At 66.4% G+C, this 16430-nt stretch carries 9 protein-coding genes and 1 pseudogene; 5 read left to right on the top strand and 5 right to left on the bottom strand.

Translation table 11 applies throughout. The features are described from left to right. Positions 1-207 precede the first annotated feature (207 nt). A complete protein-coding gene (locus tag B042_RS0114885; RefSeq protein ID WP_028648976.1) occupies positions 208-696 on the top strand; it encodes a DUF4282 domain-containing protein in 489 nt (162 codons plus the stop codon). A 15-nt stretch (positions 697-711) separates the two neighbouring features. On the opposite strand, the gene B042_RS0114880 is transcribed toward B042_RS0114885, so the two are convergent. The 4 genes from B042_RS0114880 to B042_RS0114865 all read right to left on the bottom strand — a co-directional run bounded on the left by B042_RS0114880 (position 712) and on the right by B042_RS0114865 (position 2561). Next, positions 712-1149 carry a DUF6653 family protein gene (locus tag B042_RS0114880; protein WP_028648975.1) on the bottom strand — a complete coding sequence of 146 codons (438 nt, stop codon included), beginning with the start codon at positions 1147-1149 and terminating at the stop codon, positions 712-714. 65 nt (positions 1150-1214) lie between these two features. Continuing rightward, the gene (locus B042_RS23330; RefSeq protein WP_036555166.1) at positions 1215-1490 is read right to left on the bottom strand and encodes a DUF397 domain-containing protein; all 276 of its coding nucleotides are present in this window, start codon (positions 1488-1490) and stop codon (positions 1215-1217) included. A 10-nt stretch (positions 1491-1500) separates the two neighbouring features. Then, complete coding sequence (locus B042_RS23325) at positions 1501-1707, bottom strand: DUF397 domain-containing protein (protein ID WP_036555164.1); 207 nt, start codon at positions 1705-1707, stop codon at positions 1501-1503. Next, a complete protein-coding gene (locus B042_RS0114865; protein ID WP_028648974.1) occupies positions 1704-2561 on the bottom strand; it encodes a helix-turn-helix transcriptional regulator in 858 nt (285 codons plus the stop codon). Before B042_RS0114865 ends, B042_RS23325 begins: the two co-directional genes overlap by 4 nt. A 223-nt stretch (positions 2562-2784) precedes the next feature. Here B042_RS0114865 and B042_RS0114860 point away from each other — a divergent pair, with 223 nt between their 5' ends. The 4 genes from B042_RS0114860 to B042_RS25775 all read left to right on the top strand — a co-directional run bounded on the left by B042_RS0114860 (position 2785) and on the right by B042_RS25775 (position 14847). Beyond that, positions 2785-3141 (top strand): hypothetical protein, encoded by a 357-nt coding sequence (locus tag B042_RS0114860; RefSeq protein WP_028648973.1) that lies wholly within the window; start codon positions 2785-2787, stop codon positions 3139-3141. A gap of 434 nt (positions 3142-3575) precedes the next feature. Then, the gene (locus tag B042_RS0114855; RefSeq protein WP_028648972.1) at positions 3576-7091 is read left to right on the top strand and encodes a LamG-like jellyroll fold domain-containing protein; all 3516 of its coding nucleotides are present in this window, start codon (positions 3576-3578) and stop codon (positions 7089-7091) included. Positions 7092-7170: 79 nt separating this feature from the next. Then, positions 7171-14334 carry an RHS repeat-associated core domain-containing protein gene (locus B042_RS26950; protein WP_051415709.1) on the top strand — a complete coding sequence of 2388 codons (7164 nt, stop codon included), beginning with the start codon at positions 7171-7173 and terminating at the stop codon, positions 14332-14334. Between the two features lie 207 nt (positions 14335-14541). Then, positions 14542-14847, top strand: coding sequence for a hypothetical protein (locus B042_RS25775; RefSeq protein WP_155989112.1), 306 nt, complete (start codon positions 14542-14544; stop codon positions 14845-14847). Between the two features lie 88 nt (positions 14848-14935). On the opposite strand, the pseudogene B042_RS23315 reads toward B042_RS25775, so the two are convergent. Beyond that, positions 14936-15699, bottom strand: a pseudogene (locus B042_RS23315) (transposase family protein). Positions 15700-16430: the final 731 nt, after the last annotated feature.

The raw sequence follows: 16430 nt of genomic DNA, 5'->3' as shown, positions 1-16430 counted from the left end.
GGTGGCCGCGCCCGCGAGGGGCGCGGCCACCGGCGTGTCCGGGGTCCTCGCGAGGGCACCGCCTGGCCGGTTCCGGTCACAAGGAACCGAAAGCGCGGGCAACACGGCGATCCGCGATCGCCCGGACACGCGGAACGGTAAAGTCCGGTACGTCGTTCACCTTGGACTCCGTGTCCGGCTTCCGCCACCACCACCGAGGACCCCAGTATGAGCACGCCTCCGGAATACCCCTACGACCCCTCCCAGCCCCACGGCCAGCAGCCCTACCCGCCGCAGCAGCCCCAGCAGCCGGGCGGCCCGCAGATGCCTCCAGGCGGTCAGTACGGCTATCCGGCCGGAGGGAACCAGCCCTACCCGCCGCAGCAGCCCGGGTACGCGCAGGCGCCGCAGCCTTCCGGGCCGGGGTTCTTCGGATCGCTGTTCGACTTCTCGTTCCGCGAGTTCGTCACGCCCAGGATCATCAAGGTCCTGTTCATCCTGTGGCTGGTCCTCATCGGCCTGTTCACCCTGTTCGGCGTGATCGGCGGCTTCGCCATGATGGGCGACCAGCCGTTCCGGGGCATCCTCACGCTCTTCGGCAGCCTGCTCATAGGCGCGATCTACGTGCTGCTGACCCGGATCGGGATGGAGATCCTCATCGTGGTCTTCCGGATCAGCGAGGACCTCTCGGCCATCCGCGGACAGCGCGGGATGTAGCCCCGGCCCGGCCGGTCACCGCGGGGCGTCCGAACGGTGCCCGTCGTAGTAGCGGGCGGCCAGGTCCCAGTACACGAGCAGCAGCGCCATCGAGGCCGCACAGGACACGGCGGCGGGCACCGACCTCCTGCGCCGGGCGGAGGCCATCGCCGCGAGCATGGCCGCCGACGCCGCCGCGTTGACGGCCGTGGCCGCGTCCCGGGGCCGGTCGGTCATCCGCATCTCCTCGCCGAGCATCGCGCGGGTCGGCCACGCCCGGTCGTCGGCGGGTTTGGGGAAGACCACCGGGTTGAGGGCGAACCACACGGCCACGGCCGCCGCATGCTTTCGGCTGCGCGTCCACACCGGGAGCAGGACCAGGGGAGTGGTCGCCCACCGGCTCCAGGCGCTCCACGGGTGCGAGTGCCGGGCGAAGACGGACCGCCGCAGCCGACCGAGGTGTGTGCGTGCCATGTTCGCGCTCCGTCCGGAAGGGGAACCTGCCGACGGTGTCACGCTACGCCCGGCCGCCCGGCGGATCAACGGTCGCGAGGGACGGGGGCCGGGCCGACCTTCGCCCTGCGGCCAATCTCGGCCCGGAATGTCGTCCTGGAACGCTCCTCGACCGTGGCGAGCGCGGCCACGAGTGCCGCCCACTCGGTGCCGGTGAACGTGAGGTGCCCGTGGCCGCGGTGCTGTGAGTCGCGTACGGCGAACCTGTGGATGCCGTTGGTGAAGGGGCCTGCTTCGACACATCGGCCACTGCCTTCGGAGCTGTAGGTACTGATGTGCCAGGCGACCGGGGCTTTCGTCATTCGACGCTCCTTACTCCAGCGATGCGAGAAGCGCTGCCCACTCACGGGTGTCAAAGATGAGGGTTCCGTTGCTGCGGTGCTGTGAGTCGCGTACGGCGAACCTGTGGATGCCGTTGGTGGAGGGGCCTGCTTCGACGCACTGGCCGCTGCCGTTGACGCTGTAGGTACTGATGTGCCAGGCGACCGGGGAGGTGGTGGCCACCTTGTCCTTGCTCATCGAAGTTCCTTTTCTAGAGCCGCAAGGAGTGCGGCGGTGTCCTCGGTACTGAGGCTGTGTTCCTGCAACCAATCGTAGGTGTCCACGAAGTGGTCCACAGAGTCGGTTTCCAGATAGATGGAACCGGCGGGGCTCTCGATGTGGGCGACCGCTGGAAACGGATCAGCCATCTTGATGAGGGTGAAGGGGCCGTCTGGGCTGGCATGGGCACCGACGTTGAAGGGCAGTACTCGTATCTCAATGTTCGGAAGAGCTGCCGATTCCGAGAGACGTAGAAGCTGTGCGGCCATGATCTGTGGGCCACCCACTTGGCGTCGCAGAGCCGCCTCATCGAGGATCACGGATACTTGGAGTGGTTCGTCACGGTCGAGGGCCTGTTGGCGCTCCATCCTCAAGCTGACCCAACGCTCGATCTCACGCTTGGTGGAGTGCCTGTTGGCAACCAGCATCAGCGAGCGTGCGTAGTCCTCGGTCTGGAGTAGGCCAGGAACAGTGTTGGTCGTGAACATGCGCAACGAGTGGGCTCGGCTTTCAAGCCACACGAAGTCAATGGTGGAGTTCCAGACGTTGTCCTTGGAATATCGCTCCCACCATCCAGTACGTGTCAGCTCGCCCGTGAGGGTGATGAGCATGTCGCGCTGGTTCTTGTCCTCGACTCCGTAGAGATCCATGAGCGCGAGTACGTCACCGCGTCTGATGGGGTGCACGCCGGACTCGAAGCGACTGAGAGCTGACAGGTCCCGTTGGAGGTACTCCGCCGCCTCCTTCAGCGTGTATCCGTTGTCCTCGCGCAGTTCCCGCAACATCTTGCCGAGCCACTGCGCGCGGAGGGTCACCTTCCGTGTGGTCGGCATGTGGATCTCCCCGCGCATCCTAGTTATCAAATTTGAAGTTGCTGTTGTAGGTGAACTTTATGTATGTCATCCTAGCAGAGGGTGAGATCCAACTCACTCGAAACGGGAGAACCGGGCGGTAGGGCACTGTCCGGCCCGGCCACGAGACCACCGTCTGGGCCGCTCTCTGGAGTTAGCCGCTCATGTAGCGACCCAGGCGGTGCCTCTGAGAGGAGAACACCGCATGACCGAAGTCTGTGCCCTCCCGGCTCCGATTGTCCCCTACGACTGGGACGGCGTCGACACCTCTGTGGACGAGGAGATCCCCGAACTGCTCAGCGAGGACCAGTTGGACCGGTACGTCGAGACCGTCTCCGAACTCCTGAGCGCGGCGGGCCTGCACGTCACCCGCGACCCCGGCGACACCGCCCACCTGTCCGTCGGCAGGCCCGGCGGGCGCTTCACCCTCGACCTGTACATCCGCGACGACCGCAGCACCGAGTGGACCATCGAGGGCGGTGACGAGACCCCGGTCGGCACCACCGCGGTGGGGCTGGCGGCCTTCCTCGCACCGCTGATGCGGGCTGACACCGACCGCTGAACCAGGGAAGGGCTCCCGGCGCCCCCACGGGAGCCCTCGCGCCGGCCCGTGCCTTCCGTCCGCCCGTCTTGTGGTGAGAGTCCTTCGGTAGCCCTGTCGGTGTGAGTTCACGGTGCCAGATCGCGCCTTGCGGTCGGCCTTGGAAAGCGAACGATCGATGAACGCTGTCTTGCCTCAATCCGAGGTTCTCATGCACGTGGTTTCCGCCCCTTGAGAGCGGATTGGCCGGATCCGGCCACCCGGATTCTGCGGCCACGGGTTTAACCGCTGTTCGACCCCAGGGCTCACGGCGGCGGTTGTCATGGTGTGAGCATGCTGCTGAGTCGCGTGCCTTGTGTGGGCTTGGTGGAACCGGATACCTTCGCGGCGGTTTGTGCCACCGATGACCGAATGGAACGGTTTTCGGCATCCTCCACTAGGACGGCTCCTTTCCCATGCGTTGCGCCCTGACCCGCATGACGGCGGCCTCGACCGCTGCCGTGCTGGCCCTGACCCTGCTCCACGTCGCCCCGGCCTCCGCCGACGACGAGGACACCCTCCCGCAGTCGACAGGCGAGTCCTCCGCTGAAGGCCCGGAGGAGTCCAACGCCCTCGCCCTGGCAGCGGAGACGGGGGAGCGGGTGGAGATCGAGTCGCTGACTGACGAGAAGACCCGCCACTTCGCCAACCCCGACGGCACCCTCACCGCGGAGATCTCCGCACTCCCGGTCCGGGTCCGCACCGCCCAGGGCTGGACCGACGTGGACACCACCCTGGTCGACACCGGCGACGGCCTCCTGCGCCCCCGCGCCACCAACGCCGACCTGGCCTTCTCCGCCGGCGGCGACGCCCCCATGGTCACCATCGGGCTGGGGTCCAACTCCGTCTCCCTGGGTTGGGAGGGCGATCTGCCCGCACCGGAACTGGACGGCAACCAGGCCACCTACCCCGACGTGCTGCCCGACGTCGACCTCGTCCTGACCGCGGGCGTCGAAGGCTTCGGCCAGGTGCTGGTGGTGCACACCCCAGAAGCGGCCGCCTCCCCCGAGCTGGCCGAACTGGAACTGGCCCTGGACACCGCCGGCGTCACCATGGCCGCCGACGCCCACGGCAACCTCACCGCCACCGGAGACGAGGGCGGCCAGAGCGTCTTCTCCGCCCCCGCCCCCACTATGTGGGACTCCACCGGAGCCGACCAGGCCACCGCCACCGGCGAGGACCCCACCACGGCGCCGCTGACCACCTCCCAGGTCGAACCCCTGGAGGCCGCTGTCGGGGTCGACACCCTGAGCCTGGTTCCCGACCAGCAGATGCTCACCGACGAGGCAACCCAGTACCCGGTCTACATCGACCCCTCCATCAGCGTCTCCCGCCCCAACTGGACCTTCGTCGACGCGGCCTTCCCGAACACCAACTACCTCAACGAACCCGACGAGCCCAGCGTCGGTGTGGGTCGCATCGAGTGGGACCGTGTCTACACACGCCGGGCGTTCTTCCAGTTCTGGGTGGCCGGACGCACCAAGCAGGACACCACCACCATCCACGCCGCGACCCTGCGCACCGAGGTCGACTGGGCCTACGACTGCAACAGCGACTCCCACGTCCAACTCCACCGCACCGACCGCTTCGACGGCTCCACCACCTGGAACAACCAGCCCACCGTCCACGACCACCTCGACACCCAGAACGTCACCGGTGGCTGGGCCACCTGCCCCGCCTCCAGCGGAGTGGAGTTCGACGCCACCGGCGCCTACCAGTGGGGAGTCGACAACGACGAGGAGTACATCTACCTCCGGTTGAAGGAGCGCGACGAGGCCGGTACCACCGCCTGGCGCCGTTTCGATGTCACCGACGAGCCGCCGGTCCTGGTGGTGGACTACAACAACAAGCCCGACCAGGTCGAGACCGACTCCATGTCCGACTCCCTGGGCGGGGTGTGCTCCACCGACCCCGACAACCCGCGCCTGCTCAACGACACCACCACCACCTTCCGCGCCACCATCCGCGACTTCGACGCCCGCGAGAACTGGGGCAACCAGAAGCTGAAGCTGCGGGTGGAGTGGCGCATCGACGGCACCGGGCCCCGCGAGTACGCCGACTCCACCTATGCAGACGTGGGCTACTACTGGGACTACGGCTCCGAACGGTCGGTGACCGCCACCGGCCTGCCCGAGAACGAACTGGTGGGCTACCGGGCGATCGCCCACGACAGCACCGAGTGGGGCTACCCCTGGTCGGACTTCTGCTGGATCACGGTCGACACCGCCGCACCCGAGGTCGGCCCGCAGGTGGCCTCCACCGACTATCCCGCCGGCGACACCGCCCACGGCGGCCTCGGACGGACCGGTGAGTTCACCTTCACCAACAACGGCGTCACCGACGCCTCGGCCTACCACTACAGCCTCAACGACGCCTCCTGCTCCACCGAGATCACCCTGGACACCCCCGGCGCGGACGCGACCGTGCCCATCACCCCGAACCGGGTCGGATCGAATCTGATCCATGCCCGGACGGTGGACGCTCACGGGAACGCCTCTGACTGTGTCCTGTCCCACAGGTTCACGGTCGCGCCGCCAGCCACCTCGATCGCACATTTCCCGTTGGACGAGGGGCAGGGTTCGACCGTCACCGACGCTGCGGACACGTCCCGCACGGCCACGACCACCACGGCTCCGTCGTGGGTTCGTGGCCGGATCGGTGAGCGCTTGGGCCAGTCCTACCGTCTGGAGGGCACCGCCGCCGACCTGGACGGCAGCGCCGCACTGACCACCAGCGGACCCGTGGTGGACACCACCGGCTCCTTCTCCGTCTCCGCCTGGGTCAGACTCGACTCCACCCCCACCGGCAACGCCACCGCCCTCGCCCAGATGGGCGACTTCCAGTCCGCCTTCCACCTGGGCTACCAGAGCAGCCAGGACTCGTGGGTGTTCAAGATGGCCCCCTATGATGAAGCTCCTCCTGGAGGGTCGACAGGCTGGATCTACACCTACAGCCAAAGCCCGGTCGAACTCGGCGTGTGGACCCACCTGCTGGGCACCTACACCCCCGACACCGGACGGCTCGACCTCTACGTCGACGGCCTCCACCAGGCCAGCGCCCACCACCCCGCTGCCTGGAATGCCAGCGGCCCCTTGGCTATCGGTGGTGCTCAACGTGAGGGTGCCCCCGACTACTTCTGGCCCGGCAACATCGACGACGTCCGCATCTGGGACCGCGTGGTCGTCGACACCCCCCTCGTCGACGACCCCGACGCCCGCTCCCAGGTGTGGGAGCTGGCCAACGAGCCCGCCGCTCTGGAGGGCCGCTGGAGGCTGGACGAGACCAGCGGCACCACCGTCGCCGACTCCTCCGATCACGGCCTGGACGGCACCCTCAACGCCGACCCCGCCACCGCCTGGAACCGCGCCTTCAACGACGTGACGTTCATGCCCGGCGTCGCCTTCGACGGCGCCGGAGAACACATCAGCGCCCCCTCGGCCATCCGCACCGACCGCTCCTGGAGCGTGGCCGCCTGGGCCAGGCTGGACGAGGCCTCGGGCAACGGCACCATGGTCTCCCAGTCCGGCGCTTACCAGTCCGGCTTCCTCCTGGGCCACCAGTCCGGCTTCAACGACCACTGGGTCCTGGAGACCACCGCCTCAGACGCCGCCGGATCCGCCGCCGGCCCCTGGTCACGCGCCATCTCCAACCACGCCGCCCAATTCGGCCGCTGGACCCACCTGGCCGCCACCTACGACCACACCCGCCAAGAACTCACCCTCTACGTCGACGGCATCCGTCAGAACACCACCGGCACCTGGGACAGCGCCTGGCACTCCCCACACGGCGTGGTCATCGGCCGCGCGTGGCGGTTGGGCGAGGAGGACCTGTTCGCCGGGCAGGTCTCCGACGTCCACCTCTACCAAGGGGTGCTCTCCCAGAACGACATCAACACGGTCTACGAGGGGCTGATCCCGACCAGCGCCCCCTGATCCCGCCACGCGTCTCTTTCGATCTCAGCCAGCTCACTGAACCCGGCGGCAACGATGACCGCTGGGACGGAGGCCCCCTGTGTCCGAGCACTCCCTCTCGATGACCAACCAGTCCCGCCACGAGTCCGACAGTCCGGTCAGGCGTATCCGGCGCCGGGCGGGACGCGGCATGGTCCACACCCTCTCCTTCGCTCTCATCGCGTCGCTGCTGTCCGTGACGACGTCACAGGCGCTTCCTTTCAACCCTGTGCCCGAGGTGGAGCACGAACCCTGGATCCAGGGCAACGAGGTGGTTGCCGCAGCGGCTGTGCAGGACAGCGCGGTCGCCGACGCGGCGATCGAAACACTGCCGCAGGCACAGTGGCCCGAGCCGGAGACCGTGGTGTTAGGGGCGACCGGAGCCCCCGAAGCGAGCGCGTTCTCGTCCATGTCAGAGGAGGACTCGGTCGTCGGTGTCGGCACCGTCTCCCAGAAGGTGCTCGACGACTGGGACGCCCCTTTCCCCTCGAATGAGGCAGCCCCAGACCAGGCGCAGGAGACGGTTCCGGCGGGATACCGACTCCCGGCCGAGCCCACGCCCTCACCGGAGGAGGCCACCCCCACGGCACCGGACGGGGGAGCCTCCGAGGAGGAGGGCGGGCCTGAAGCCGAGCCGTCGGCACCTGACAGGGAGACCGGTGCAGACGAAGCCACCGAGGAGAGCGAGGAGGCGGACCGGGGTTCCGAAGAATCGCCTACCGATGACGCCTCCTCGGAACCTGAGCCCGAGGACGGGTCCGACCCACGGGTAGTGGAGTCGGCCGAGGTCGAACTCCTGAGCCGTGCTGACGCCGAGGAAGCCGGGGTCGACGGGGTCCTGATGCAGGTACGGCGCACTGACGGCGTCGACGAGGCCGGTCCTGTCGAGATCGTGCTGGACTACTCCGGGTTCGCGTCCGCGTTCGGCGGCGACTACGGTTCCCGACTCAGGCTGCTGGCCCTGGCGGACTGCGAGACCGGTGGTGGCACCGAATCAGACGACTGCACCCGTGCCTACGACCTGGGGTCGGTCAACGACCCCGCAGCGAACACCCTGACCGTTGTGGCGCCCGCTACCACTTCGGGTGTAACGCTGATGGCCGCCGCCGACGCTGACAGCGGCAACGGCGACTACCAGGCCAGTGACCTGGCCCCCTCAGCCGCCTGGGACGTCAGCCTCCAATCGGGATCCTTCTCCTGGACCTACCCGATCCAGGCACCCGGCGTGGCAGCGGACCTGGCCCCCGATGTCTCGTTGGCCTACTCCTCAGGCGCGGTCGACGGACGCACCGCCTCCACCAACAACCAGGCTTCCTGGATCGGCGAGGGCTTCGACTACCACCCCGGGTTCATCGAGCGCTCCTACATCGGCTGCGCCCAGGACGGCCAGGAGGACCCTGACAAGACCGGTGATCTGTGCTGGAAACGGCACAACGCCACCCTGTCCCTGAACGGAATGTCCAGCGAACTGCTGCTGGACTCCGACGGCACCTGGCGGCTGCGCGATGACGACAACTCCACGGTGGAGCGGCTGACCGGGACCACCAACGGCGACAACGACGGTGAGTACTGGAAGGTCACTACTTCGGACGGCACCCAGTACTTCTTCGGCCGCAATCGACTGCCCGGCTGGACCTCCGGTGACCCCGAGACCGGCTCGGCCTGGACTGTGCCGGTATTCGGCAACGACTCCTCCGAACCGTGCCACGACACCTCCTTCGCCGACTCCTGGTGCCAGCAGGCCTGGCGGTGGAACCTCGACTACGTCGTCGACGCACAGGGCAATGTCATGACCCTGTACTACGACGAGGAGCGCAACCACTACGGCCGCAACATGGAGGCCGACGACGCGACCGGCTACGACCGCGGCGGCCACCTGGACCGGATCGAGTACGGCCTGCGCAGCGACGACGTGTTCGCCGCAGCCCCGGCCCGAGTGGACTTCGATGTCGCCGAGCGGTGCGTGCCCACCGACTCCTTCGACTGCGCCGAGAGCGACCGCGACGAGGACAACGCCGACCACTGGCCCGACGTCCCCCTCGACCAGGTCTGTGAGTCCGGTGACGAGTGCACCGACCAGTTCTCGCCCACCTTCTTCACCACGAAGCGGCTGACCGGTGTCTCCACTCAGGTCCATGACGGATCCGACTACACCACCGTGGACTCCTGGGAGTTCGCCCATGCCTTCCCCGATCCCGGCGACGGCACCGACCCCACCCTGTGGCTGAACTCCATCACCCACACCGGCCATGTGGACGGCACACTCGCCACCCCGCCGGTGACCTTCGGCGGCACACCGCTGCCCAACCGGGTCGACTCCACCAGCGACGGCGTGGCACCCCTCAACAAGTGGCGCATCACCTCCGTCCACACCGAGACCGGCGGCCAGCTCGACGTCTCCTACTCCGACCCAGGGTGCATGGCCGGATCGACCCCGACGCCGCACACCAACACCCAGCGCTGCTTCCCCGTCAAGTGGGTGCCCAGCGGCCAGGGGGACGACGACATCACCGACTGGTTCCACAAGTACGTCGTCGTCCAAGTCCAGGAAATGGACCTGGTCACCGATCAGCCGACCGTCATCACCGGCTACGACTACGTCGGCGACGCCGCTTGGCGGTACATGGACGCCGACGGGTTCATCGAAGACGACAAGCGCACTTGGTCGCAGTGGCGCGGGTACGACACCGTCCGCGTCACCACCGGGGCCGAAGGCGGCACGCAGTCGGTGACCGAGCACCGCTTCTTCCGCGGCATGCACGGCGACCACCTGCCCGACGGAGAGCGCAGTATCGTCCTCACCGACTCCGAGGGCGGCGAGCACACCGACCACGACCACTACGCGGGCAGGTCCCTGGAGACCACGGCCTTCAACGGTGTGGGCGGGGAGGTCCTGGAGAAGAAGATCACCGTCCCCTGGAGCAGGGAGACGGGATCGCGCACCTACTCCTGGGGAACGCTGCGCGCCCACCAGGTCGACGCGCAGTCGGTGCGTACCTACACACCCCTGGCAGACGGAGAGTGGCGCCAACACCGCGTCGACACCACCTATGACGCCTACGCCCTGCCGATCGAGATCGATGACTGGGGCGACACCGCGGTCAGTGGTGACGAGACCTGTACGCGCACCACCTTCAACCGCAATACCGCCCGCAACCTGCTGGTGACGGTCTCACGCGAGGAGATCGTCTCCGTTCCCTGTGACCAGACCCCCTCCAGACCCGAAGACGTGGTCAGTGACCTGCGCACCGCCTTCGACGGTCAAGCTATGGGCGAACCGCCGGTTCAGGGCCTGGAGACCTTCCACCAGCGCCTGACCGGCTACGAGGACGGCGAGCCCGTCTACCAGACGACCGGGACCGCCACCTTCGACACCTACGGCCGTAAGCTCACCCAGGCCGACGCCGAGGACAACACCACCACGACCGCGTACACCGACGACGTTCCCGGCGGGAACGCCACACAGGTCACCACCACCAACCCCGCAGGCCACACCAACACGGTCGAGATCGACCCCGGCCGTTCGGCAACCCTCGCCGAGGTCGACGCCAACGGCAAACGCACCGAACTCGCCTATGACCCGCTCGGACGCCTCACCGACGTGTGGCTGCCCAACCGCGACCGCGACCTGGACACGCCGAGCATGCGGTTCGAGTACCACATGTCCAAGGACGCCCCCACCTACGTCGTCACCAGCACACTCAACCCCCACGGCGACTACACCACGACCTACCGGATCCACGACGGTTGGCTGCGCCTGCGCCAGACACAGTCCCCCTCGTACACGGGGGGAGGGCGGGTCATCAGCGACGTCCTCCACGACTCACGGGGGTTGGAGGTCCAGACCAGGCAGGCCTACCCGGCCGAGGGCGACCCCGGCGGAGACCTGTTCGTCGCCAACAACACCGATCTCATTCCCCGCTACACCGAGACGGTCTACGACGGTGCGGAACGGCCCGTGCACGAGATCCAGATGTCGGCGGGGGAGGAGGTGTACCGCACCTCCACCGCCTACGTCGGCGAACAGACGAAGGTGACCGCGCCTGAGGGCGGAACCGGAACCACCACCGTCAGCGACCTGCACGGCAACACGGTCGAACTGCGCCACCACCACGGCCGCCAGCCCACTGGCGACTACGACGCGATCCACTACACCTACACGCGCAACAACGAACTGGAGACCGTTACCGACTCCGCCGGCAACGAGTGGAGCTACACCTACGACATCAACAGCCGCAAGGTCTCGGCCACCGACCCCGACAGCGGCACCACCACCTACACCTACGACGGCCTCGACCGCATGACCACGCGCACCGACGCGCGCGGACAGACCCTGGCCTACGCCTACGACGACCTCGGCCGGACCGTCGCCCTGCACGACGACTCCCTCAACGGCCCGGTGCGCGCCGCATGGGCCTACGACACCCTGGAACTGGGCCAGCTCACCTCCTCCACCCGCTATGACGACGGTCTCGCCTACACCAACCGGGTGCTGTCCTACGACGACCTGTACCAGGTCGAGGCCTCGACCGTCACCATCCCCCAAGAGGAGACCGGGCTCGGCGGGACCTACCGGTTCATCACCCGCTACAACGTCGACGGCAGCGTCAACCGCCAGGTCGTGCCCTCCGGGGGAGGCCTCTACCAGGAAGTCGTCAACTACACCCGCGACGACCTGGGCCAGGTCACCGCGATCGCCGGTGAGGGCACCTACCTGCGCGACGCCCACTACTCCCAGATCGGCAACCTCGTCCAGCGCCTGCTGGGCCGGACCGAGAGCACCGACGATCTGACCTGGCAGGACTGGGACTACGACCCCGCCACCGACCGGCTGACGGAGAGCCTCGTGGCGCGCCACTTCGGGTCGGGCTCCCTGCGCCACCAGTTCTACGACTACGACGACGCCGGCAACATCCTGTCCATCCGCGACGAGCCCACCGAGCAGAACCATGCCGCCGACGTCCAGTGCTTCACCTACGACCACCTGCGCCAGCTCACCGAAGCGTGGACTCCTGATGCCACCGGGCCGGAAGCGTGCGACGCCGCGCCCAGCACCGGCTCTCTGGGCGGCCCCGCCTCCTACTGGCACACCTACACCTACGACGAGGTCGGCAACCGTGTCACCGAGACCCAGCACGGCGGCATCGGCGGGGCGACCGAACGTACCTACACCCACCCGCAGGCGGGACAGGACCACCCCCACGCCGTGACCGAGGTGTACGAGACCGGACCGGCCGGGGACCGCCTGGAGCAGTACGACTTCGACGAGTCGGGGAACATGGTCTCGCGTGTCACCCCGCTCCATGACCAAGTCCTTGAGTGGGACGCCGAGGGGCACCTGAGCCGGGTCACCGACGCCGACAGCGGTGTGACCTCCTACGTCTACGACGCTGACGGCGCGCGGCTGATCCGCCGGGACGCCACCACCTCGACCCTGTACCTGCCGGGGATGGAGATCCACTTCGAGCGGGACACCCTCATCTCCCGGGCACTGCGGTTCTACACCCACGACGGGGACGCCATCGCGGTGCGCGACTCCGACCACTCGGTGCACTGGCTGTTCTCCGACCACCACGGCACCGGGGAACTGGCGGTGGACGCCACCACGGGTGAGGCGGTCCATCGGCGGTTCACGCCTTTCGGTACGGACCGGTCCACCGGGGTCAACGAATGGCCGAGCGAAATAGGTTTCGTGGGCGGCACGATCGATGCTTCCACCGGGCTGACGCAGATCGGCGCACGGGCCTACGACGCGGATCTGGGCCGGTTCGTCTCCGTGGACCCGGTCCTGGATCTGACCGATCCACAGCAGATGCACGGCTACATGTACGCCAACAGCAACCCGGTGACCTTCAGCGACCCGGACGGCCGATGGGTGAAGAAGAAGATCGGCAGGCCGGGGACCAAGGTCAAGAAGAGAATGAGCGGGGCCTCCGGCAGGAGAAACCAGCCCTCCCGGGTGAACTGGGGAGGGGCCACTGGGACTGCGCGCGGTGTGACCACGACGGTCAACCGCGGCGGCCGGGGCAGTGGCCGGGGCTCGGGTAGTCAGGCTTCCGCTGTATGGCGCAATACCCCTTACGCGGGGGCGGTGGAGTTTGGCGCGGGCATGATGATGGGGCTCAAGCAGCACAGCGTCTTCTTGTGGGGAGCCGACTATGCGATGGGCCATTTCGGCCTCGGTATGGAGGATCTGAACGCGCTTGCCGGTATCGATCCGAACTCGGACGCGTACGGTTATGGGGATCTGGCCGGTACCTACGTGCCGGACATCATCACCGAGATTGCCACGGGGCCGATCCCTGCGGGTACGGCGTCCCGGTTGTTGCGTAACGGTGCGGGTTCGGTGGGGAACTGGCTTTCGCGACTGCGGCGGGGCGGATGCCACAGTTTCATTCCTGGAACTCTGGTGCTGATGGCCGATGGTTCGACCAGGCCGATCGAGGACCTGGAGGTCGGCGATGAGGTGTTGGCCACNGATCCGGAGACGGGCGAGCAGGGTGCGCGGGAGGTCCTGGCGACGATCATCGGTTCGGGGGCCAAGACCCTGGTCGAGGTCACGGTGGACACCACCACGCAGGTGGACGCTTCGGAGCTGGAGACCCCTGACGGGCTTGATGACGTGGTGGCGGGTCTGCCCGGCCCGACGGTGCTGGGGGACGTCATCGTCGCCACGGACCAGCATCCCTTCTGGGTCCCCGAGTTGGAGAGGTGGGTCGANGCGATCGATCTGGCTCCGGGGATGTGGCTGCTGTCCTCGGAGGGCACCCTGGTCCAGGTCCGGGGCGTGCAGGCCTGGATGCAGCCGGCCACGGTCCATAACCTGACCATCCAGGGTATCCACACCTACCATGTATTCGCTGGATCAGTGCCCGTTTTGGTGCACAATTGTCCTGATGGAAATGGGCTTAATTGGAGCCCTCAGAGTCGTCCGACCTTTGGTCATACTTTCAGTGGGCATGGCGCTGGGGTGTCTAATACAACTAGATTGACTGACAGGGCGAGAAGTACTGGAAATCAGCAAGGCCAGTGGCTTGATAATGGTGCTGCTTCAGATTTCTTGCGCTCAAATTACGATGCAGATGCGGGGGTGAGGAGTGTTCCTATTCCTGAAGGAATGGGGCAGGTTATTCGCCCGGATGGCTCGATCGTCAGAGCGACGCATGCCATTCTTGTTCCTGGCCGCAATGGTGGTTATAGGACAGCGTATCCAATTGCTCCATAGGGGTTTTCTGCTTTGAACTTTTGGATGAGAATAGTCGGACCGGAGCCCGGCCCCTTTCCAGGGGCGGCTCAGTGCGAGTCCTGTCTTGACGACTACGAGTCTGTAGTTATGGATATTTGTGACTTGCTTTCACGGGCGGGGTATAATTTCTCTGTCGGTGGATTCGGCCAGCATGTCTGGCCTGTGGACGTTAGGTACGATCTTTCGATGGTGATTGAGCAACTCCCAGATGTGATGGAAAGATTTAAGCGTGGAGAGGATTTTGAAATAGAATTTTATGGACAAGGAATAGAAAGGGTTGTCGAATTCACTTTTATTGGTGGAGATGTTGAGGTTGGCTGCTTGCCTGCGATCGAGTCTACTCCGAATTCTTTTAGTGAAATTGTTCATGCTTCAGAGGTTTCAGAAATTTTGAATGGTATTGCTCGGGACTTTGCAGAATCTCTTCTTCGTGTTTCGCCGAACCTGGTTTCTATTGAGCCTTTTTCTTGCTGGTTGAATGGCGAATTTTAGGGGGTTTCGGAAGTTTGGTGTAATTTTTTGAATTATTTATGGGTAACTATTCAGGTCTCTCGGTGAGGGCTCAGGCATTGAGCGCTTTTCATCCTGCTTCGCGGAGTTGAAGGACGAGCGCAGCTCGGATGATCTCTCCGGCCCGGTGCGGGCAGCACCGCAACCGGCGTAGGACGCCCCAGTCCTTGAGCTGGGCGATACCCGCTCACCCGGGCTGCGAAGCTTGGCGTGGCCGGAGTCGGCGTCCTTCTTCCACTGCGGCTTGCCCCGCCCCTTGAACGGGCACAACACCGCATCCGAGAGCCCCACGTACCCCTTGTCACCCACGCCGAGCAGCCCCGAGGCCTTGATGTGTTCGGCGATCTTCCACACCCGGGCCGCTCTGGTGTCGTGTACCGATCCCAGCAGCGACCACGAAGTCCACAGGGGTTCCCCGTCCGGTGCGGCCACCACCTGGATGTTCATCCCGTGCTGCTGGTGTTTGCCCGAGGAGAACGGGCGGTCGGCCGCGACTCGGTCACAGGAGATCAGGGTTCCGTCAACGATCACGTACGCCCACCCCTTCCGGCGTGCGCGACGCAGTCCTTGTTCGAGGGCGGGTGCCTGCTCAGCGAGCAGGGCCGTGGTCTCGCGCACGTACCGCCAGGCGGTCGTGGTGCCCGCCTCGAAGCCGACCGAGACCTGGGCGAAGGTCTCGCCTTTGTACAGGTGGACTCCCGCGAGCAGGGCCTGCTGTGCCGGGTCCAGGCGCCGCCATCGGGAACCCGTGTCCTTGCGGTGGGCCCGGATGGCGCGGGCGGCCAGGTTCAGAGTGCGACGTGACAGGGACAGGGCGGCACGGTAGAACAGCATGTGGAGCCTCTGGTGGGCAGGTTTTCTTGGTCGTTAACCCATCTACCAGGGGCTTGTGTGCCACGAATGCGGGAGATCGGCGGTGGTAGCGGCCGGTCGAGCGTGGTGCTGCACGGGAGATGAAGGATTTTGGCCCTTCGGAGCCGCTTTTCGGGAGGAGGCTTCAAACCGCCCTCCGCTGCGTTAGCTGAAGACTGTCGTGGTGAGCGGGAGGGAAAAGACGCCCAAGAGGCGTCAGGTGGGGATCAAGAAGGCGTTGCATCGAAAGCCCCGTGAAGGGTTCACCGCGTAAGCGTCGTTAGGTATGAAGTGACATCGAAACCGGGCCTTTAAGCTCAACCCGGGACCAGTCTGGCGGGCGCCCGAGTATTGGCCAGGCGGTGTCCGGCGCAGAGGTGGCGCGATCTTGATCTGCTGCTCTCGTGTGGAACGTGGGATGGCGCGTCCCGACACAGCCGTGTCCTGGAAGGGCCGGGGCGAGAGGGAGTTCCCCAAGCGTCTGAAACGCAAGGGGGTGAGTACCGTCGCGGGACGCGCAGGCGGACNGGCTCGTAGTAGTGGAGATCCTCCCACTTGATGCGGTGGGGCGGGGAGCGAAGGGGCCGGCTCGACCGTGGTTCGTTGATGGGATCAACCGGGCGCTGAAGCGGCCGGGAGGAGTCGCATGGACGAGCAGAGGCCATCAGGCAAGCCGTTCGGCATTTCCAAACAGGAGGTCTGGGACGCTTATC

Source organism: Nocardiopsis sp. CNT312, from assembly GCF_000515115.1.
Lineage (GTDB): Bacteria > Actinomycetota > Actinomycetes > Streptosporangiales > Streptosporangiaceae > Nocardiopsis.
The sequence above is the reverse complement of the archived record's forward strand: the minus strand, read 5'-3'. Positions and strand labels throughout refer to the sequence as shown.

Coding starts and splice junctions, on each gene's coding strand:
- B042_RS0114860 (WP_028648973.1), top strand. CDS start 2,785: ATGACCGAAGTCTGTGCCCTCCCGGCTCCGATTGTCCCCTACGACTGG.
- B042_RS0114880 (WP_028648975.1), bottom strand. CDS start 1,149: ATGGCACGCACACACCTCGGTCGGCTGCGGCGGTCCGTCTTCGCCCGG.
- B042_RS25775 (WP_155989112.1), top strand. CDS start 14,542: ATGGTGATTGAGCAACTCCCAGATGTGATGGAAAGATTTAAGCGTGGA.
- B042_RS0114885 (WP_028648976.1), top strand. CDS start 208: ATGAGCACGCCTCCGGAATACCCCTACGACCCCTCCCAGCCCCACGGC.
- B042_RS0114865 (WP_028648974.1), bottom strand. CDS start 2,561: ATGCCGACCACACGGAAGGTGACCCTCCGCGCGCAGTGGCTCGGCAAG.
- B042_RS23330 (WP_036555166.1), bottom strand. CDS start 1,490: ATGACGAAAGCCCCGGTCGCCTGGCACATCAGTACCTACAGCTCCGAA.
- B042_RS0114855 (WP_028648972.1), top strand. CDS start 3,576: ATGCGTTGCGCCCTGACCCGCATGACGGCGGCCTCGACCGCTGCCGTG.
- B042_RS23325 (WP_036555164.1), bottom strand. CDS start 1,707: ATGAGCAAGGACAAGGTGGCCACCACCTCCCCGGTCGCCTGGCACATC.